Origin of the sequence: Ancylobacter koreensis (genome assembly GCF_023016525.1) — a bacterium.
Lineage (GTDB): Bacteria > Pseudomonadota > Alphaproteobacteria > Rhizobiales > Xanthobacteraceae > Ancylobacter > Ancylobacter koreensis.
Genome location: NZ_JALKCG010000011.1, coordinates 19192 through 38712 on the forward strand (window position 1 = coordinate 19192; position 19521 = coordinate 38712).

Genomic DNA, 19521 nt, shown 5'->3' on the forward strand with positions numbered 1-19521 from the left:
CGACGTCAATCATGCGGCGCGCGGGAAGCTGGCGCGCGCCGGGCGCGGGTGAGCCCGGATGGCGCGCCGGCCGGTGATGGGCTAGGCAGATGCCGACTGCCACGACACCGGATTCCCGACCATGCCGCGCCTTCTCCGCCTTGCCCTCCTTGTGGCGGTGTGCACGGCGAGCCTGCCCCTGTCGGCTCCCGTCAGGGCCGCCGACTGCGCCGGGCGGCTCGGCACCTCCCGCGTGATGGAGGTGGACCCGAACGGGCTGGAGGTCGGCACCAAGCATTTCCCGCAGACGCTGGACCTCGCCGACCGGGAGGTCGTGCTGACCTTCGACGACGGTCCGCTGCCGGCGACGACGCCCGGCGTGCTGAAGGCGCTGTCGAAGGAATGCGTGCGGGCGACCTTCTTCGTGGTCGGTCGCAACGCCGCCGCCCATCCCGATCTCGTCCGCCGCGAGATCGCCGAGGGTCACACGGTCGGCCATCACAGCATGACGCATCCGATGACGCTGGCCGATATGCCCTATGACAAGGCCATCGCCGACATCGAGAAGGGGCTGAGGGCAGACGACAGGGCGGCCTACGGTGAGGCGGGCGTGCATCCGCGCGTGCCGTTCTTCCGCTTCCCCGGCTTCGGCTCCTCGCCGACGCTGCTGGATTACATGAAGCAGCGCGGCATCGGCGTGTTCGGCGCCGATCTGTGGGCGTCGGACTGGAACCCGATGAGCCCGCAGGAGCAGCTCGATCTGGTGATGGCGCGGCTCGACCATGTGGGGCGCGGCATCATCCTGTTCCACGACACGCGCGGCCAGACGCTGAAGATGCTGCCGGACTTCTTTGCCGCGCTGAAGGAAAAGGGCTACCGCGTCGTGCACATCGTGCCGGCCCCGCCCCGCACCGCCGCCGCGCCGGCGGGCAACTGAACGCAGGCGCCCCCAGCGCCATGCTCGGGCTGCGCGTGGCGCCGGCTACTTGCACTCCGAAATCGGGCGACCGATCGCGGCTGTCTTGCTGCCGCTCCTGAAGCAGCCATTGCGCCAATTGCCGCGAAACCAGCCGTCCTGGGTGCTGTAGTAGGCGCCCTGACCGTGCGGCCGGTTGTTGCGGTAGGCACCCTCGTAGCGGTCGCCATCGATCCACACGAACACCCCGTGCCCGTGCCGGTCGTCATCGCGGTACTCGCCCTCGTAGCGGTTCCCGTTCGGCCAGTAATAGCTGCCTTGCCCGTTCCGCTTGTTGTCGCGATACGCGCCTTCATAACGCTCGCCATTGGGCCAGACGTAGACGCCGCGCCCGTTTCTCTCGCCGTTCCGGTACTCGCCGTCGTAGCGTTCGCCGTTGGCCCAGACATAGACGCCGCGCCCGTGCCTCTCGTCGTCGCGGTACTCGCCATCGTAGCGGTCGCCATCGGCTTCGACGAAGCGGCCATAGCCGGTGCGCTTGTCGTCCTTGAAGTCACCTTCGTAGTGATCGCCGTCGGCCCAGTCGAAGACGCCCCGGCCATTCAGCGCGCCTTTAAGGAAGTCGCCCTCGTAGCGGTTGCCGTTGGCCCAGACATAGATGCCCCGGCCCGTGCGCTCGCTGTCCCGAAAGTCGCCCTCGTAGCGATCGCCATTGGCCCAGACCAGAACACCCCGGCCGGTGCGCTTGCCGCCGCGAAAATCGCCCTCGTAGCGGTCGCCATTCGCCCATGAGAGCACGCCTTGCCCGTCGGGCTTGTCGTCACGGTGCTCGCCTTCATAGCGCAGGCCGTCGGCGCCGACGAAGACTCCGTGGCCGCTCTTCATTCCGTCCCGATACTCGCCCTCGAATCGATTGCCGTTGGCCGACGCATAGACGCCGCGCCCGTGCAGCTTGCCGTCGCGATACCCGCCTTCATAGCGCGAGATGTTCGGCTTTCCGTCCTCGACGAATTGCCATTCGAGGACACCTTCGCCGTCAACGCGGCCCTCCTTGCAGCCGCCGCTCCACTGGACGGTCTCGTCGACCTGCGGGACCGGATTCCACACCCAGCACCCCGAAGGCTCGCTCACGCTCCAGCCGGGATGGCCTGGCCTGGCCGATTGTTCCTCCGTCGGCGGCGGCGGACGGCTCGTGCCGGCGCCCCATGCCGCGTTGGCGACCGCGATGAGCCCGCCATCCTCGGCAAGCGCGCGGGCGGGCAGGCTCAGCAGAAGGACGGCTGCAAGAAGGAGAAGCGTGCGCGGCATGGTGCGACCTGACAAGGCAACGGTGGGCGGCTGACGCTGGCGGAAATAATCTGCATCCGGTTCCCCGGTGACGCCAGCACAGATGCGGCCATGGCCATCCATGCCGTGCAGATGTCCGCGCGGTCGACGGAGGGGCAAGGCAGCAGGATTGTCGCCACCCCCGCAGGATCGCCAACCCACATATGTGGGCTACCCGCTGCGGGATTCCGGCGCGGCTTTCACGTGCGGCACGGTCCGCCGACAGGACTGGCGCTCTCGCCACCAGCTATCGGCCCAAGGGGGGGGGGCGTCGGTCGGATCAAAGTCGGGAAAGGGCCGGCTGCCGCCATTCGTGCCGCATCAGCGGCGGCGGCCTTCGATGTCAACGCTCTGCTGACAGGGCACCAGAAGAAAATGGTGCGGTCGAGAGGACTCGAACCTCCACGGTGTTACCCACTGCCACCTCAAGGCAGCGCGTCTACCAATTCCGCCACGACCGCATCGCTGACTGCCGAAAGCCCGAGGGCGGCCGGCGCGAGCGGGGATCGTCTAACAGATCGAATGAGCGTCCACAAGGCCCGCGCATGCGCGCCGCCGCGCCGCGACCGGGGCTGTGGACAGCCTTGCCCGTCGCGCATGGCCGCGCGGGCCCCGGTGCAGGAGACAGAAGCCGGGGCCGTGCTTATGTAGGAGCCATGAACGACGCCACCGCTCCCGCCATCGCCCGCGACGCGCTGTCGCCCGTGCTCCTCGCGCGGCCCGGCAATCCGCCGGTGCGCTGGCGTGTCTCGCGCGCGCCGGTCGCCTATCCCGACGCGCTGGCGGCGATGGACGCGCTGGCGGAAGATATCGCCTCCGGGCGTCAGGACGAACTGGTGTGGCTGCTGGAGCATCCCCCGCTCTACACCGCCGGCACCAGCGCGCGGCCGGAGGATCTGGTCGATGCCGGTCGATTTCCGATCTTCGAGACCGGGCGGGGCGGGCAGTTCACCTATCACGGCCCCGGCCAGCGGGTGGCCTATGTGATGCTGGACCTCAAGCGCCGCGAGCCGGACCTGCGCCGCTACGTGGCGGCGCTGGAGGAATGGCTCATCCGCGCGCTCGATTCGTTCAACATACGCGGCGAGCGCCGCGAGGACCGCGTCGGCGTCTGGGTGCGCCATCCCACGAAGGCTGGGGAGGGCGAGGACAAGATCGCCGCCATCGGCATCCGCGTGCGCCGCTGGGTGACGATGCACGGCATCTCGCTGAACGTGGAGCCGGACCTGTCGCATTTCTCGGGCATCGTGCCCTGCGGCGTACGCGAGCACGGCGTCACCAGCCTCGTCGATCTCGGCCTGCCGGTGTCGATGGAGGATGCGGACCTCGCGCTGCGCGGCGCCTTCGAGACGGTGTTCGGCCCGGTGGTCGACGAGGCGGACTAGCGCCGCCACGCCGTCGGCCGCACCTCGAAGCCGTCGGGTACTTCGCCGTCGCGGAGCGTTCCCTCGTCGAACTGAATGTCGGTGACCGCCGCCGCCGGTGGGCCCCGGCGGGCGGCGAGGACCAGTTCCTCCAGCGCGGCGGCGGGTGCCGCGACCAGCGCCTCGACCGACCCGTCCTGCCGGTTGCGGACCCAGCCCTTCAGCCCGCGCCGGCTCGCCTCGCGAGCGAACCAGACGCGGTAGCCCACGCCCTGCACGCGGCCGCTGACGACGAGGCGGGTGGCGGTGGTCTCGTCCATGGTCGTCTCCGTAAAAGCCGGTGCGGCAAAGCGAACCGGATCGCCGCACAAGGCGTTGGCGACGGTGGAAATGTGCCGCCGCCGACGCTTCATTAACAAGAATCCCCCTAAATAGGACGAGGGCAGTCGCAAGGCGGCGATGGCGTCTTCGGCCCTTCACCCGCACCGGAGAACGCATGCGCGAAGAGACCGATCTCGTCGCCCCGCCGCGCGGGCCCGAACACGACGCCGATCCCATCGAGACGCCGGGCTTCGTGGAAGCGGTCGCCGGCGCCATCGAGAGGCGCGACGTCGCCACGCTGAAGACCATCGTCGCCGACCTGCACGAGACCGACCTCGCCCGCCTGCTGGAAGCCCTGCCCGCTCCCGACCGGCCGGCGATGATCGAACTGCTCGGCGCCGACTTCGACTTCACCGCGCTGACCGAGCTCGACGAGACGGTGCGCCTACAGATCCTTGAGGAACTGCCGCGCCAGACCGTCGTCGAGGGCATGCGCGACCTCGAATCCGACGATGCGGTCTACATTCTCGAAGACCTCGACGACGCCGAGAAGCAGGCGATCCTCGCCGACCTGCCGATTCCCGAGCGCGCCGCGTTGCAGCGCAGCCTGGACTACCCCGAAGAGAGCGCCGGCCGGCGCATGCAGACCGAGTTCATCGCGCTGCCGCCCTTCTGGACGGTCGGGCAGGCGCTGGACTACATCGGCGAGACCGAGGGGCTGCCGGACGTCTTCTTCGAGGTCTTCGTCGTCGATCCCTCCTACCGCCTCGACGGTTCGGTGCCGCTCGACCGGCTGCTGCGCACCAAGCGTGGCGTGAAGCTCGGCGAGGTGGTGACGCCCGACCGCCACGTGGTGAAGGCGACCGACGATCAGGAGAACGTCGCCCGTGTCTTCGAGCGCTACAACCTGATCTCCGCCCCGGTGGTGGACGAGGGCGGACGTCTCGTCGGCGTGCTGACCATCGACGATATCGTCGACGTCATTCAGGAGGAGGCCGACGAGGACCTCAAGGCGCTCGGCGGCGTGGCCGGCGACGAGGAACTGTCCGACAGCTTCTGGTACATCGCCAAGAGCCGCTTTTCCTGGCTGCTGCTGAACCTGATCGCCGCCAACATCGCCTCTTTCGTCATCTCGCTGTTCGAGGATGAACTGCACCGCATGGTGGCGCTGGCGGTGCTGATGCCCATCGTCGCCAGCCAGGGCGGCAATGCCGGCACCCAGACCATGACGGTGGCGGTGCGCGCGCTCGCCACCCGCGAGCTGCGCCCGAGCAACGCGCGGCGCGTCGTCGCCCGCGAATTGCTGGTCGGCCTGTTCAACGGCGTGGTGTTTGCGGTCATCATGGCGGTGGTGGTGTTCGCCCGCTTCGGCATCGCCGATCTTGGCTTCGTCATCGGGCTGGCGATGATCATCAATCTCGTCGCTGCGGCACTTGGTGGTATTTTGATCCCGTTATTGCTTGATCGTCTGAAGGTCGATCCGGCAGTATCTTCCGGTCCCTTCGTCACCACGGTGACGGATGTGGTCGGCTTTTTCGCCTTTCTCGGAATCGCGTCGCTGTGGTTTTGAACGCCGGGACCAAAATGTGGTTTCATTACCGGAACGGATTGAACGGGCGGCATCCTGGCATGCGCCGTGACTGACGGACCCCGGTCGGAGGAGCGGATGGGGACGCCCGAGAGGGATCGTCTGGCCTTCCAGTTGAAGGAAGAGGCGGCGGACGCGGTGCCGGTGTCCGTGGTACCGCGCCGCCGCATCCTGGCCGGCGACGGCATGATCGTCGCGGTGGCGATGGTCATACTGGCGGCCGTGCTCGTCATGGGGGCCTTCGCCCTCGTCGCTGCCGAGCGCATCGACGCTGCCGCCCGCGAGCGCGGCGACCGGCTGGTGACGGACGCCCTCCAGCGCCGCGCGGCGCTGCTGGAACGCGACCTCTCCAGCTTCGCGCACTGGGACGAGTCGGTGCTGCGCACCGCCTATTTCCTCGACGAGGAATGGGTGCACGAGAATTTCGGCAAGTGGCTCTACAACACCCAGCGCCACGACCGCTCCTACATCGTGCTGGAGACCGGCCCGGCCTATGCCTCGATCGACGGCGTCGCGACCGACGTCGCCTCCGCCCCCTACGACGCGGAAGCCATCGCGCCGCTCGTTCAGGGCGTGACGGCCGCCTTCCGCGACCAGCTTCAGGCGGTGCGCACGCTCCAGCAGGGCGAGCCGCGCGGACGCGACAACCCGCCGGTGTTCAGGGCCGGCTATATGCGGGTGGAGGGGCGGCCGGCGCTGGTCGCCGCCATCAGCATCCTGCCCGACTATGGCCGCGTGGTCTCGCCCTCCCGCGTCCCGCCTGTGGCGGTGACAGTGCTGTTCCTCGACCGGCGCTTCCTCAGCGATCTGGTCGGCGAACTGCATGTGGTGATGCCGCGCGTGTCCGACGAGCCGCCGGAGCCGGGTCGGCAGGGCGTCGCCATCCCGTTCCAGGACCGCCAGACGCGGGCCGCCTGGCTGACCTGGGAGCCGCAGAACCCCGGCAGCGATCTTCTCTCGGCGCTGCTGCCGGCGCTGATGGGCACGGCCGCCCTGCTGCTGGCCGTCGCGGCCATCGTGCTCTGGTACGCCCGGCGCGCGACCAAGGAGCTGACCGAGAGCGAGGAGCTCGCGTCGCGTCTCGCCTACACCGACCCGCTCTGCGGCCTCGCCAACCGCGCCATGCTGATGCGGACGCTGGACGAGCGGCTGCGGCGGGTCGATTCCACCCACCGGCTGGCGCTTCTCTTCCTCGACCTCGACGGCTTCAAGGACATCAACGACACGCTGGGCCACCATGTCGGGGACCTGCTGCTGGCGGAGATGGGCCAGCGCCTCGCCCGGCTGCCGTTCCGGGACGCGCTGGCCTCGCGGTTCGGCGGCGACGAGTTCGTCATCCTCATTTCCGCCGAGACCGATGCCGAGATTTCCGAGGCCGGCGAGCGCATCCTCGACGCGATCCGCCAGCCGGTTTGCGTGGGCGGGCAGACGCTTGTCGTCAACGGCTCCATCGGCTGCACGGTGGCGCCCGACCACGGTGTCGACGCCATCGAGCTGATCCGCCTCGCCGACATCGCGGTCTACCGCGCCAAGGCCGAGGGGCGCGGCAATGTGCAGATCTTCGCGCCCAGCATGGAGCGCGAGGTGATGCGCCGGCGCGACCTCGAGGTCGATCTGCGCCGGGCGCTCGCCGAGGGCGAACTGACCATCTACTACCAGCCGCAATTCGCCGTCGACGGCGAGGTCGTGGTGGGCTTCGAAGCGCTGGTGCGCTGGCTCCAGCCGGAGCGGGGCATCGTTTCGCCGGGCGAGTTCGTGCCGATCGCCGAGCAGACCGGCCTCATCACCGAGCTCGACATGTGGGTGCTGCGCAACGCCTGCGCGCAGGCGCGCGACTGGGGCGGGGTAAAGTTGGCGGTGAACCTCTCGCCGGTCGATTTCCGCCGCCGCGACCTCGACCAGCAGGTGAAGCAGATTCTCGACGAGACGGGTTTCCCGGCCGACCGGCTGGAGATCGAGATCACCGAGAACCTGCTGTTCGGCAACCAGCCCGAGGCCTTCGCCTCGCTGGCGGCGCTGCGCCGCATGGGCATACGGGTGGCGCTGGACGATTTCGGCAGCGGCTATTCCTCGCTCGGCTACATCAGGCGCTTCCGCGTCGACACCATCAAGATCGACCGCAGCTTCACCCAGAATATCGGCCAGAGCGACGACGCGGCGGCGATCATCGACTGCGTGGTGCGCCTCGCGCGGGCGCTCGCCATCACGGTGACCGCCGAGGGCGTGGAGACGCGCGAGCAGCTGCGCTACCTGCAGTCGGTCGGCTGCCATCACGTTCAGGGCTTCCTGCTGGCCGGGCCCGTGCCGCTCGGCAGCATCGACCGCTATCTCGAACGCGCCGTTTCCGCAGCCGCACCGCCGGTGCGCACCCGCGTGCGTCTTTGACGGGTCCGGGCGGGATGTTCTTCGCCGCCTCCAAGCTCGTCTGGATGGTGGCGGTGCCCTCGACTTTCCTGACGCTGCTGGCCGCCCTCGGGCTGCTGCTCGCGCTGCGCTGGCGGCGGGTCGGCCTTGCGATCGCCGCGCTCGGGGGCGCCGGGCTGCTGCTGGCCGGGCTCGGCCCGTTCGGGCGCGTGCTGCTGGTCGAGCTGGAGAACCGCTTCCCGGCCTATGCCGACGATGGTGGGCGGGTCGATGGCGTCATCGTGCTCGGTGGCGCGGAGCTGCCCGTCATCACCGCCGCGCGTGGCCAGCCCTCCTTTCAGGAATCGGCCGAGCGTATCCTCGCCATGGGCGAGCTGGCGCGCCGCTACCCGCAGGCGCGGCTCGTCTTCGCGGGCGGCGGCGGCAGCCTGTCGCCGCAGGCGATGCAGGAGGCGGAGGTGGTGCGCCTCGCTTTGCCGCAGATCGGCGTCGAGGAAAGCCGGGTGGAATTCGAGCGCGCCTCGCGCAACACCGCCGAGAATGCGCGCCTCGCCCGCGCGCTGCTCCAGCCGAAACCGGGCGAACGCTGGTTGCTGGTGACGTCGGGCTACCACATGCCGCGCGCGGTGGGCTGCTTCGAGGCAGCGGGCTTTCCGGTCGTGCCGTATCCCGTCGACTTCCGCACCGCCGGCGAGGCGGGATGGCTGCGCCCCTTCGATTCGGTGGCGCAGGGACTCGGCTTCTTCGATCTCGCGGTGCGCGAATGGATCGGGCTCGCCGCCTATTACCTCACGGGACGCATCGCCAGCCCGTTCCCGGCTCCGGCCGGTTAATCCTGCGGCGGCAGGCCGAGCCGGTAGACGCCGCGCAAATCGGCCGGATCGACCGGCTTGCCCTTGCGGTAGATGACGAGGCGGCCACTCTCCGCCAGCCGGATCGCCGCGCGCCGCACGAGGGGAAGCAGGCTCTGCCAGTCCGGCCCGGTGGCGAGGCTGCGGGCGACTTCCTCCGGCGCTACGCTGCGCCCGGCATCCGGCCGGCCGGCGACGGCAAGGATCGCGGCCTCGGCAGCTTCCTCGGAGGGGCGGGCGGCGCGCTCGCCGGTGGAACTGTCACTCACTGTCGAGCACCCAATGCGAATCCGGCCCGAACTGCCGGTTGACCATGACGAGGAAGATGGCGGCGGTCGCCGCCATCAGCGCCCAGCCGTTGATGTACCAGCCGAGATAGGCGATGGCGAAGAAGAAGGAACGTTGCCCCCGGTTGAAATGCCGGCCCGCGACGGTCGCCATGCGGGCGAGGCGGATGACATGCGCCTGCGCCTGCGGCGTTGCCGCCTCGGAGGGGGGCGGCGTCGAGCCGAGCAGGATCGTCGTGTAGTTGAACAGCCGGTAGGCCCAGGCGAACTTGAAGAAGGCATTGGCGAAGATCAGCGCCAGTCCGAGCGTCTTCAGTTCCCACGCCGAACGGTTCGATTCCACGAAGGGGAGGTCGCGGAAGATCGCCATCACCGCGTCGGTCGATTGCAGGATCGCCAGCGAGGCGCCGATGGCCAGCAGCGAGGTCGAGGCGAAGAAGGCGGTGCCGTTCTGCAATGCAGCGACGATCTGGGCATCGACGATGCGGTTCTCGCGCGCCAGCATGCGCTGCATCCACTGGGTGCGGAACAGGTCCATACGCCGGTTGAGCGAGCGTGTCTCGGCCCAGCCGCCTTCCATCATGCCGTGATAGGTGAGCCAGGCGGCGGCGAACACCCCAAAGGCGAGCGCATCGATATAAGTGAAGCCGAACATGATCTTGACTGGAGCGCCCCGCATCGCCGGACCCGCTGCGGCGGCCCGGAAGCGGCATGGTGGGGCCGGGCCGGCCGGCTTTCAATAGGCAGCTCCGCCGAAGAGCGCGGACTGTCATTAACCCGTCATGCGCGCGAGGCTGGTCTGCCCTGCGTCGCACATCGGCGAATGTGGCGTTTTCGCGATTGCGAAATCGGTAACGTTTCATTAAGTATTGTTTCGAGCCAGCGCTTGCGGGATTCGAGATCGCGGGGCTGCGCGGCGAACGAAACGTTCCGAGGATCAACATGCATTCGGTATCCGGGCACTCCTGTTGGGGAGTTGCGCGTTGGGCCGTTGTCGCCTTTCTGGCCGGCGTCGCCCTTGTCTACCTGTTCGGTGGTTTCCAGGCGGCCCAGACGGTCGCAAGCTGAGAAATCCCTCCGCGACCTACATGGCGTGTGAGACGACGACATGACGGCTCGGCCCGCAAGGCCGGGCCGTTTGTTTTTCGGTTTCTCGCCGGGACCCGATCACGTGGATTGATCGCCGCCATCAGCGTCATGCGTTTGCGCCGGCGGCGCATTTGGCCGAACCTGCCGCGACCCCTTCGCACGGAGACGCACGGTGGCGCTTAGGCTCATCATCGGCAACAAGAACTACTCCTCCTGGTCGCTGCGGCCCTGGCTGGCGTTGACGGGTCTCGGCATTCCGTTCGAGGAAATCCTCGTCCCGCTCGACGCGCCGGACTTCAAGCAGCGCGTGCGCGCGCATTCACCGGCCGGCAAGGTGCCGGTGCTCATCGACGGCGAGGCGGTGGTGTGGGAATCCATCGCCATCCTCGAACATCTCGCCGAGCGTTTCCCCGACAAGGGCGTGTGGCCGACGGATCCGGCGGCGCGCGCGCATGCGCGTTCGGTGGCGACCGAGATGCATGGCGGCTTCGGTGCGCTGCGCGGCGCGGCGCCGATGAATCTGTGGCGCCCCATCGAGCCTCTCGCCCTCTCCGAGCCGGCGGCGAAGGACGTGCGAAACATCGCCCGCCGCTGGGGCGAGGCGCGCGAGCGTTTCGGCGCCGGCGGCGATTTCCTCTATGGCGCCTTCAGCGGAGCGGACGCCATGTACGCTCCCGTGGCGACGCGGCTGCGCACCTATGGCGTCGAACTGGACCCCGTGTCGGCCGCCTATGTCGAGGCCATCCACGCGCACCCCGCCTTCGTCGCCTGGAAGGAGGCGGCGCTGAAGGAAACCGGGGTACTGCCGGAGGACGAGGTCGACTGGCCGACCGTCAAGCGCGTATAGAGGGGCGTTCCGCCACAAGGCCGTGCCATGCCGCTCCACCTGCTGAAACTCTGCGTCGGCGCCGAGTCCATCGAGGACCTCGAAGAGTGGATCGGCGAGAGCCTCGCCGGCAAGGCGGCGCGCGGCGAGACGGCGGAACAGGTGCACACCACCCGCATGGTGCCCACGCGCCTTGCTGAGCTGCTGGACGGCGGCTCGCTCTACTGGGTCATCAAGGGCGAGGTGGCCTGCCGGCAGCGCCTGCTGGCCATCCGCCCCTTCGTCGATAGCGACGGCATTCGCCGCTGCCATCTGGTGATGGAGCCGGTGGTGCACCGGGTGATGCCGCGGCCGAACCGGCCCTTCCAGGGCTGGCGCTACCTTGTCGACAAGGAGGTGCCGGCCGATCTCGCAGCGGCGGGCGAGGCGCCGACCCTGCCGGACAATCTGCGCCGCGAACTGCGCTCTCTCGGCCTCATCTGAGCCGGCGGGGACCCGAACCGCATCCTGTGCGTTGTCGTCGAAACTGACGATAGGAGAGGCACATGGTTCAGGATTCGGACGATCATCGCGTTGTGGAAGACGGCGAGGTCGTGGTGAAGGCGAACACCGAGGAACGGCAGGCCGCCGAGGTGCGCCCGATGCGCTACGTGCTCGGCATCGGGCTGGCGCTCGTCATCGTCGGCATGGCGGTCAGCTATTTCGGCGTCGTCTGACGCCCATCTAGCGATCAGTCCGGCACGGCGAGGTTGTCGATCAGCCGCGTCGTGCCGATGCGCGCAGCGACGAGAAGCCGGATCGGACCGTCCGCGCGCGAGGCGACGGGCGCCAGCGTCGCGGCGTGGCGGGCTTCCAGATAGTCGAGCGCGAAGCCGGCGGCGGCGACCGCGCGGCGCGCCGCCTCGATGCTTTCCGCGATATCGGCGCCGCCGGCGATGGCGGCGGCGGCCGTGGTGAGCGCGCGGTGGAGCGCCGGCGCGGCGGCGCGATCCTCGGCCGAGAGATAGACATTGCGCGAGGAGAGGGCGAGGCCGTCCGCTTCGCGCACCGTCGGCACGCCGAGGATGCGCGCCGGCAGGTCGAGATCGCGCGCCATGCGGGTGACGACCTGAAGCTGCTGGTAGTCCTTCTCGCCGAACAGGGCGACGTCCGGCGCCGCCTGGTTGAGCAGCTTGGCGACGACGGTGGCGACGCCGGCGAAATGGGTGGGCCGGAAATCGGTCTCCAGCCCGAGCGCCGGGCCGGCGAGCGAAATCGTGGTGGCGAAGCCTTCCGGGTACATCTCGTTGACATCAGGCACGAAGGCGAGAGCGACTCCGGCGCCGTCCGCCTTGTCGAGATCGGCTTCCAGCGTGCGGGGGTAGCGGCCGAGATCCTCGGTCGGGGCGAACTGCGTCGGATTGACGAAGATCGTCACCACCGTCCGCTCCGCATGGGCCTTCGCCGCCTCCATCAGCGCGACATGGCCGACATGAAGCGCGCCCATGGTCGGCACCAGTGCCACCCGTTCGCCGCCGGCGCGCCACGCGCCCACCTGCTGGCGCAGCTCCGCGACGGTGTGGACGGTGCGGATGGCGCGCGGCGTGGTCATGGCGGGGCTCCCTGTCGGTCGGGCGGCGGAAGCTAGCAGAGCGGGAAGGGGGGTCAACCATTGGCGAGGGCCCCTGTTCGCCGGCCCCGCCGGCCCGCTACACTTGCCGCGAATCCGCACGGGCATCGCAATGGCCATCGAAAAACGCAGGGACACCGCACCCGCCGCCTCCGGCAAGGTCGCCGACTTTCTGGCGGAGCTGGAGCAGCGCGCCCCGCTGACCGCCGAGCGGCGCGGCCGGCTGATCTTCGCGCTCGACGCCACGATGAGCCGGCAGCCGACCTGGGACATGGCTTGCGGCCTTCAGGGCGAGATGTTCGACGAGGCGGCCAGCATCGGCGGGCTCGACATCCAGCTCGTCTATTATCGCGGCATCGACGAATGCCGTGCCTCGCCCTGGATGGCGGACGGGACGAAGCTCGGCGCACTGATGGCGCGTATCGCCTGCCAGGGCGGGCGCACCCAGATCGCCCGCGTGCTGCGCCATGCGGAGGCGCAGGCCGGCAAGGGGCCGGTCGGCGCGCTGGTGTTCGTCGGCGACGCGCTGGAGGAGCCCATCGACGCGCTGTGCGCCGAGGCCGGGCCGCTCGCCTTGCGCGGAGTGCCGGTCTTCATGTTCCAGGAGGGCCGCGATCCGGCGGTGGAGCGCGGCTTCCGCGAGATCGCCCGGCTCACGCGCGGCGCGTGGTGCCGCTTCGATGCCGGCGCGGCGGCCGAACTCAGGGCGCTGCTGCGGGCGGTGGCGAGCTATGCCGCCGGCGGCGGCACGGCGCTCGCGGCGCTGGCCGGCACCTCGCCCGGCGCGCGCCGGCTGATCGCGGCGATGCAGGACAGCCAATGATCAATCTGCTGATCGGGGCGGCCATCGTCGCCTTTCTCTATTACGGGCTCAAGACGTTCGGCCGGGCCGATGCGCAGGCGCTGGCGCGGCTGGGGCGCCGGGTCGGCGGCTTCGCGCTGGTCGCCATTGCCGGCTTCCTCGGCCTGCGCGGCCATTTCGAGACGGCGCTGCCGCTCGGCCTGTTCGGGCTGTCGCTGGTCGGCTGGGACATACGCGGCGCGCTGCCGTGGTCGCGCGGCAAGGCCTCGCCCGGCCGTGCCTCGAAGGTGCGCACCGCCGCGCTCGACATGGAGCTCGACCATGACAGCGGACGCCTGACCGGCAAGGTCGTCGCCGGCCCGCTCGCCGGCACCGCGCTCGACGTGCTCGACGTGCCGACGCTCGCACGGCTCGCCCTCGACGTGGACGCCGAGAGCCGGCAGCTACTCGAAGCTTATCTTGACCGCCGGTCGCCCGGTTGGCGTGAACACGCGGACGGCGACGCGGGCCGGCGGCGCACTGATCCGGCGCGCCGTGGCGCGATGACGGAAGAGGAGGCCTACCAGATCCTGGGGCTTCAGCCGGGGGCGGGGGCGGACGAGATCCGCAAGGCCCACCGATCCCTTATGAAGAAACTCCATCCCGACCAGGGCGGGTCGAACTATCTCGCCGCCCGGGTGAACGAAGCCAAGGATATCCTGCTCGACGGGCATTGATCCCTCCCGTCAGTTCCGGAAGACCATGCAGCCGAAGTCGCTGCGCTTCAGCGCCTGGCAGGCCTTGCGCGCGGCGGCCTCCTGGTCGAAGCCGGCGAAGCGGGCGCGCACGATCTTCGTCGAGCCCTTCACGGCCTGCTCGGTGTAGGCGTCGACCTTGGAGAGGGCGCCGGGGGCCTTCTGCTGCGCCTTGGCGATTTGGGCGCGGGCGTCCGCCTCGCTGCCATAGGCGCCGATCTGGATCGCCCAGCCGGCGCGCGGGGCGGCCGACTGCTCGGCCTGCTCGGCTTCCTGGCGGGGGATTTCGGTCGGGCCGGCGCTGGCGAGCTGCACCTGCTTGATGGCGCGCTGGGCGGGCGCGGCCTGCGCCTGCGTCGCGCCGGCGGCCTGACCGTTGGAGAAGGACAGCGTGCCGAGGATGCCGGGCTGGTTGGAGAAGCTGGCGGTCGGCGCGGCGGGGCGGGCGATGGCGACAGTCTTCACCGCCACCGGCACGATGGGAGCCGCTGGATTTTCCATGGCCACCGGCGGCGCGGCGCGGACCGGGGCGGGCGCCGGCGTGGGCACCGAGGCGGTCACGTCGATATCGGACGCCACCGAGGCCATGGCGACGCGCGGATTGGCCGCCGGCACCGGAATGACGGCGCGGGCCTCCGTCGGCGCGGCGACGGGTGCGGGAATCGGGACAGGAGCGGCGGAGGCGAGGGAGATCGGCGCGCCGACCGGCTCGTCGGCGACTGCGCCCGAGGGAGCGGTGTTCATGCGGGCGACGGTCTGCCGGCCGGCAGCGGCGCGCGGCAGGTTCTCGTTGATCAGCGCGACCATCTTGTTGTCGCGCGAGGCACCGCTGGTGCCGCCGAGCACGACGGCGATGACGTAGCGGCCATTGGTCTTCACGCTGGTCAGCAGGTTGAAGCCGGAGGCCGAGGTGTAGCCGGTCTTGATGCCGTCGACGCCTTCCACCCGCCCGAGCAGGCGGTTGTGGTTGCGGATGGCGACGCCCCGATACATGAAGCTGCGCTCCTCGAAGTAGCCATAGTACTTCGGGAAGCGCTCCTGCACCGCGCGGCCGAGGACGGCGAGGTCGCGCGCCGTCGTCACCTGCTGCGGGTTCGGCAGGCCGTTCGGGTTGCGGAAGGTGGTGCGCGACATGCCGAGCTGGCGAGCGCGGCGGGTCATGAGCTGGGCGAAGGTGGAGGCGTCGCCCGAGATATTCTCGGCGATTACCACGGCGACGTCGTTGGCCGAGCGCGTGACCAGCGCCTGGATGGCGTCCTCGACCTCTATGGTGCTGCCGGCCTTGACGCCGAGCTTGGAGGGCTGCTGCGAGGCGGCATAGGCGGAGACGCGCAGCGGCGTGTTGAGGCGCATCTTGCCGGATTCGAGCTGCTCGAAGAGCAGATAGAGCGTCATCACCTTGGTGACGGAGGCGGGATGGCGCAGGGCGTCGGCATTCTCGGCGTCGAGCACGCGCCCGCTATTGGCGTCGACCACGATGTGGGAGTAGCCGCGCTGCCAGACGCCGCTGGGGGCGGCGGCGGTGCGTGTGACGGCGGCCTTGCTGCGCGCCGTCTTCTTTTTCTTCGGCGCCGCTTCCGAGACACCTATCCCGACGAGGGAAACCGCCAACACCGCCACGGCGGCACGCATGACAAGCGTGCCGACAATCCCCGGAACTCGCATCTACCTGTCCCGCTACTCTAGCCGGCCTGCGCCGGAACCCAACGCGCCCGGCAGGGCCATCCGATCGCCCCGGCTCCGCTGGCCGCGCGGAGACCCCGACCGGTTAAGGAACCCTGCCGAACCATGACTTCCCAAAACTTAAGAAGGGTGCAGTTACGAACTCGTAAAGAACCGCTTTCAACCCTGTGGATGTGGCGACAAGAAGGGGCGGGGATGGCGTCGGCGCGATTCGGGCTTATGTTGCACCGCACAAAATCGCTTGACGGGCCATGGTGCGCCGCAGTACAAAAGGCTCAGGGAGAGTTCCCGGGCGGGCGTGCGGCTGAAAAAGAGCGCAACGCGCGTGGCGACACGACAGGAGTTGGCTCAATGGCTCAGAATTTCGACGACATCCAGAAACTCGGCAAGGACAATCTCGATCTCGCGGTGAAGAGCTTCGGCACGGTGTCGAAGGGCTTCCAGGCGATCGCGGTCGAGGTGGCCGACTATTCCAAGAAGTCTTTCGAGGAAAGCTCCGCGGCGGCCGAGAAGCTGTTCGGCGCCAAGACCCTCGACAAGGCCTTCGAAATCCAGTCCGACTATTTCAAGAACGCCTATGAGGGCTTCGTGGCCCAGGCGACCAAGATGGGCGAGCTCTACGCCGATCTCGCCAAGGAAAGCTACAAGCCCTACGAGGGCGTGATCGGCAAGATCCCCGGAGCCAAGTGAGCGCGTCCGACGCCTCGTAGTTCCGCTTGATCGAAGGCCCGGCCGCAACGCCGGGCCTTTTGCTTTTCCGGCTCCTGCGCGCGGTCGGCCCCCGACGGTTCCCCGCCGTGCCTATGGGCAATTGTCACCGGATTGCGACAGGGGCGGGCCGGCTGCCCTCTGGCGTCGCCGGGAGGGCGTACATATTATAACCTCCAACAAACCTCCAAGAACCGGTGCGCCGGTTTGGGGAAAGCCTGAGAATGTCCGACCTGACCGAATTCGACACGCGTGAGCGGATGATGGCCGACGACGAGCGTCGCCGGCGCGGGGACAATGCGCCCGGCACCGCCGTGATCACGCGCACCAAGCCGCAGGCAAAGCGGCCCAATCTCTACCGGGTGCTCCTGCTCAACGACGACTACACGCCAATGGAGTTCGTCGTGCACGTGCTGGAGCACTTCTTCACGAAAAATCGGGAGGAAGCCACCCAGATCATGCTGCATGTGCATCAGCATGGCGTTGGGGAGTGCGGCGTCTACACCTACGAGGTGGCCGAGACAAAGGTCACGCAGGTTATGGACTTCGCGCGCAAGCACCAGCATCCTTTGCAGTGCGTCATGGAGAAGAAGTGACGCTCCGCGACGGCTAAACGAAGAGGTCCCGATGCCCACCTTCTCCCGCAGCCTCGAGCAGTCGCTTCACCGGGCCCTCGCGCTCGCCAATGAGCGCCACCACGAATACGCGACCCTTGAGCACCTGCTGCTGTCCCTGGTCGACGACCAGGACTCGGCCGCGGTGATGCGCGCCTGCAATGTTGACCTCGACAAGCTCCGCCGCAACCTGGTCGAATATATCGACACCGAGCTGGACAATCTGGTGCAGGATGGCGGCGAAGATTCCAAGCCGACCGCCGGCTTCCAGCGCGTCATCCAGCGCGCGGTGATCCATGTGCAGTCCTCCGGCCGCGAGGAAGTGACCGGCGCCAATGTGCTGGTCGCCATCTTCGCCGAGCGCGAGAGCCATGCGGCCTATTTCCTGCAAGAGCAGGACATGACCCGCTACGACGCGGTGAACTACATCTCTCACGGCATCGCCAAGCGCGCCGGCATGTCGGAAAGCCGCCCCGTGCGCGGAGCCGAAGAGGAGACCGAGACGAAGACCGGGGAGGAGACCAAGAAGAAGGCCGATGCGCTCGAAGCCTATTGCGTCAACCTCAACAAGAAGGCGCGCGAGGGCAAGATCGACCCGCTGATCGGCCGTGACGGCGAGATCCAGCGCACCATCCAGGTGCTGTGCCGCCGTTCGAAGAACAACCCGCTCTTCGTGGGCGATCCCGGCGTGGGCAAGACCGCCATCGCCGAGGGCCTCGCACGCCGCATCATCAACGGCGAGGTCCCGGACGTGCTGAGGAAGGCCACCGTCTTCTCGCTCGACATGGGCGCGCTGCTGGCCGGCACCCGCTACCGCGGCGATTTCGAGGAACGCCTCAAGCAGGTGGTCAAGGAGATCGAGGCCTATCCTGACGCCATCATGTTCATCGACGAGATCCACACGGTGATCGGCGCCGGCGCGACCTCCGGCGGGGCGATGGATGCCTCCAACCTGCTCAAGCCTGCCCTCGCTTCGGGCACTCTGCGCTGCATCGGCTCGACCACCTACAAGGAGTACCGCCAGTATTTCGAGAAGGACCGGGCGCTGGTGCGCCGTTTCCAGAAGATCGACGTACCCGAGCCGACCGTGCCGGATGCCATCGAGATCCTGAAGGGGCTCAAGCCCTATTTCGAGGACTATCACCGGCTGCGCTACACCAACGACGCCATAAAGGCGGCGGTGGAGCTCTCCGCCCGCTACATCCACGATCGCAAGCTGCCGGACAAGGCGATCGACATTATCGACGAGTCCGGCGCGGCGCAGATGCTGCTGCCCGAGGGCCGGCGCAAGAAGACCATCGGCGTGAAGGAGATCGAGGCGACCATCGCCACCATCGCCCGCATCCCGCCGAAGACGGTCTCCAAGTCCGACACCGAGATCCTCGCGGCGCTGGAGACCACGCTGAAGCGCGTCGTCTACGGGCAGGACAAGGCCATCGAGGCGCTGTCCTCGGCGATCAAGCTGGCGCGGGCGGGTCTGCGCGAGCCGGAGAAGCCCATCGGCTCCTACCTGTTCTCCGGCCCCACGGGCGTCGGCAAGACCGAGGTGGCCAAACAGCTTGCCTCCTCGCTTGGCGTCGAGCTGCTGCGCTTCGACATGTCGGAATACATGGAGCGGCACACCATCTCGCGTCTGATCGGCGCGCCTCCCGGCTATGTCGGCTTCGACCAGGGCGGCCTGCTGACGGACGGCGTCGACCAGCACCCGCACTGCGTGCTGCTGCTCGACGAGATCGAGAAGGCGCATCCCGACCTGTTCAACATACTGTTGCAGGTGATGGACCACGGGAAGCTGACCGACCATAACGGCAAGCAGGTGGACTTCCGCAACGTCATCCTCATCATGACGACCAATGCGGGCGCCGCCGACCTGTCGAAGTCGGCCTTCGGCTTCACGCGTTCGAAGCGCGAGGGCGACGATGTGGAGGCGATCAACCGCCTCTTCGCGCCGGAGTTCCGCAACCGCCTCGACGCCATCATCCCCTTCGCGCATCTCACCAACGAGGTCATCGCGCTGGTGGTGGAGAAGTTCGTGCTCCAGCTGGAAGCCCAGCTCGCCGACCGCAACGTGACCATCGAGCTCTCCGACGAGGCGACCGCCTGGCTGGTGGAGCGTGGCTACGACCAGCAGATGGGCGCCCGCCCCATGGGCCGGGTGATCCAGGAGCACATCAAGAAGGCGCTGGCCGACGAGGTGCTGTTCGGCAAGCTGCGCTCCGGCGGGCATGTCCGCGTCGTGCTGAAGACCGACGAGGACGGCGACACCGATCTGGCCTTCGAATTCCCGGAAGGCCCGATCACCCCGAAGCCGGAGAAGATCGCACCGGCCAAGCCCAAGCGCGCCCCGCGCCGCAAGGCGGCGGCGCCCAAGGCCAAGAAGCTGGCCGGTGCGACCGGCCGCTCGAAGCCCGGCACCTCGCGTGTGCCGAAGGTGCCGCTCGTGAAGGCCTGAACCGCTGG

The 19521-nt window shown here is 68.6% G+C and carries 19 protein-coding genes and 1 tRNA gene; 13 read left to right on the forward strand and 7 right to left on the reverse strand.

The genetic code is table 11. From position 1 onward, the window contains the following. Nucleotides 1–121 precede the first annotated feature (121 nt). Nucleotides 122–916, forward strand: coding sequence for a polysaccharide deacetylase family protein (locus tag MWN33_RS18370; protein WP_247202512.1), 795 nt, complete (start codon nt 122–124; stop codon nt 914–916). Nucleotides 917–961: 45 nt separating this feature from the next. Here MWN33_RS18370 and MWN33_RS18375 read toward each other — a convergent pair whose 3' ends face one another. After that, nucleotides 962–2305, reverse strand: a complete 1344-nt coding sequence (locus MWN33_RS18375; RefSeq protein WP_247202513.1) for a hypothetical protein — start codon at nt 2303–2305, stop codon at nt 962–964. 292 nt (nt 2306–2597) lie between these two features. Beyond that, a tRNA-Leu gene (locus MWN33_RS18380) sits at nt 2598–2682 on the reverse strand. A gap of 195 nt (nt 2683–2877) precedes the next feature. On the opposite strand from MWN33_RS18380, the gene lipB reads away from it, so the two are divergent. Continuing rightward, nucleotides 2878–3606: a lipoyl(octanoyl) transferase LipB gene (lipB, locus tag MWN33_RS18385; RefSeq protein ID WP_247202514.1), complete on the forward strand. Its 729-nt coding sequence runs from the start codon at nt 2878–2880 to the stop codon at nt 3604–3606. Here the strand turns inward: lipB and MWN33_RS18390 are convergent. Further along, on the reverse strand, nt 3603–3905 hold the full coding sequence (locus tag MWN33_RS18390) for an acylphosphatase (protein ID WP_247202515.1): 303 nt from the start codon (nt 3903–3905) through the stop codon (nt 3603–3605). The genes lipB and MWN33_RS18390 overlap by 4 nt on opposite strands. 176 nt (nt 3906–4081) lie before the next feature. Here MWN33_RS18390 and mgtE point away from each other — a divergent pair, with 176 nt between their 5' ends. From mgtE to MWN33_RS18405, 3 genes are all read left to right on the forward strand, one after another. Then, on the forward strand, nt 4082–5476 hold the full coding sequence (mgtE, locus tag MWN33_RS18395; RefSeq protein ID WP_247202516.1) for a magnesium transporter: 1395 nt from the start codon (nt 4082–4084) through the stop codon (nt 5474–5476). A gap of 96 nt (nt 5477–5572) precedes the next feature. Beyond that, nucleotides 5573–7879 carry a bifunctional diguanylate cyclase/phosphodiesterase gene (locus MWN33_RS18400; protein WP_247202517.1) on the forward strand — a complete coding sequence of 769 codons (2307 nt, stop codon included), beginning with the start codon at nt 5573–5575 and terminating at the stop codon, nt 7877–7879. Nucleotides 7880–7893: 14 nt separating this feature from the next. Then, nucleotides 7894–8691, forward strand: coding sequence for a YdcF family protein (locus MWN33_RS18405; RefSeq protein ID WP_247202518.1), 798 nt, complete (start codon nt 7894–7896; stop codon nt 8689–8691). On the opposite strand, the gene MWN33_RS18410 is transcribed toward MWN33_RS18405, so the two are convergent. Together MWN33_RS18410 and MWN33_RS18415 are read right to left on the reverse strand one after the other, a co-directional pair. After that, nucleotides 8688–8978, reverse strand: a complete 291-nt coding sequence (locus MWN33_RS18410; RefSeq protein ID WP_247202519.1) for a DUF3253 domain-containing protein — start codon at nt 8976–8978, stop codon at nt 8688–8690. The two genes, MWN33_RS18405 and MWN33_RS18410, sit on opposite strands and share 4 nt — an antisense overlap. Next, nucleotides 8971–9651 (reverse strand): DUF599 domain-containing protein, encoded by a 681-nt coding sequence (locus MWN33_RS18415; protein WP_425532029.1) that lies wholly within the window; start codon nt 9649–9651, stop codon nt 8971–8973. The genes MWN33_RS18410 and MWN33_RS18415 overlap by 8 nt, the downstream gene beginning before the upstream one ends. Nucleotides 9652–10257: 606 nt before the next feature. On the opposite strand from MWN33_RS18415, the gene MWN33_RS18420 reads away from it, so the two are divergent. The 3 genes from MWN33_RS18420 to MWN33_RS18430 all read left to right on the forward strand — a co-directional run bounded on the left by MWN33_RS18420 (nt 10258) and on the right by MWN33_RS18430 (nt 11627). Further along, entirely contained in the window at nt 10258–10932 is a 675-nt protein-coding gene (locus MWN33_RS18420; protein WP_247202521.1) for a glutathione S-transferase family protein, read from the forward strand. A 27-nt stretch (nt 10933–10959) separates the two neighbouring features. Next, nucleotides 10960–11394 (forward strand): DUF1489 family protein, encoded by a 435-nt coding sequence (locus MWN33_RS18425; protein WP_247202522.1) that lies wholly within the window; start codon nt 10960–10962, stop codon nt 11392–11394. 62 nt (nt 11395–11456) lie between these two features. Further along, nucleotides 11457–11627: a hypothetical protein gene (locus tag MWN33_RS18430; RefSeq protein ID WP_247202523.1), complete on the forward strand. Its 171-nt coding sequence runs from the start codon at nt 11457–11459 to the stop codon at nt 11625–11627. A gap of 14 nt (nt 11628–11641) precedes the next feature. Here the strand turns inward: MWN33_RS18430 and panC are convergent, their stop codons facing one another. After that, a complete protein-coding gene (panC, locus tag MWN33_RS18435; RefSeq protein WP_247202524.1) occupies nt 11642–12502 on the reverse strand; it encodes a pantoate--beta-alanine ligase in 861 nt (286 codons plus the stop codon). Between the two features lie 130 nt (nt 12503–12632). Here panC and MWN33_RS18440 point away from each other — a divergent pair, with 130 nt between their 5' ends. Together MWN33_RS18440 and MWN33_RS18445 are read left to right on the forward strand one after the other, a co-directional pair. Further along, nucleotides 12633–13343, forward strand: a complete 711-nt coding sequence (locus tag MWN33_RS18440) for a VWA domain-containing protein (RefSeq protein ID WP_247202525.1) — start codon at nt 12633–12635, stop codon at nt 13341–13343. Next, a complete protein-coding gene (locus MWN33_RS18445; protein ID WP_247202526.1) occupies nt 13340–14038 on the forward strand; it encodes a DnaJ domain-containing protein in 699 nt (232 codons plus the stop codon). Before MWN33_RS18440 ends, MWN33_RS18445 begins: the two co-directional genes overlap by 4 nt. Before the next feature lie 9 nt (nt 14039–14047). On the opposite strand, the gene MWN33_RS18450 is transcribed toward MWN33_RS18445, so the two are convergent. Further along, a complete protein-coding gene (locus tag MWN33_RS18450; protein ID WP_247202527.1) occupies nt 14048–15721 on the reverse strand; it encodes a D-alanyl-D-alanine carboxypeptidase in 1674 nt (557 codons plus the stop codon). Between the two features lie 369 nt (nt 15722–16090). Between MWN33_RS18450 and MWN33_RS18455 the strand changes: the two genes are divergently transcribed. The 3 genes from MWN33_RS18455 (at nt 16091) to clpA (ending at nt 19513) form a co-directional block, all read left to right on the forward strand. Then, complete coding sequence (locus tag MWN33_RS18455) at nt 16091–16429, forward strand: phasin family protein (protein ID WP_247202528.1); 339 nt, start codon at nt 16091–16093, stop codon at nt 16427–16429. 242 nt (nt 16430–16671) lie between these two features. Beyond that, the gene (clpS, locus tag MWN33_RS18460; RefSeq protein ID WP_425532027.1) at nt 16672–17043 is read left to right on the forward strand and encodes an ATP-dependent Clp protease adapter ClpS; all 372 of its coding nucleotides are present in this window, start codon (nt 16672–16674) and stop codon (nt 17041–17043) included. Nucleotides 17044–17074: 31 nt separating this feature from the next. After that, nucleotides 17075–19513, forward strand: a complete 2439-nt coding sequence (gene clpA / locus MWN33_RS18465; RefSeq protein ID WP_247202529.1) for an ATP-dependent Clp protease ATP-binding subunit ClpA — start codon at nt 17075–17077, stop codon at nt 19511–19513. Nucleotides 19514–19521: the final 8 nt, after the last annotated feature.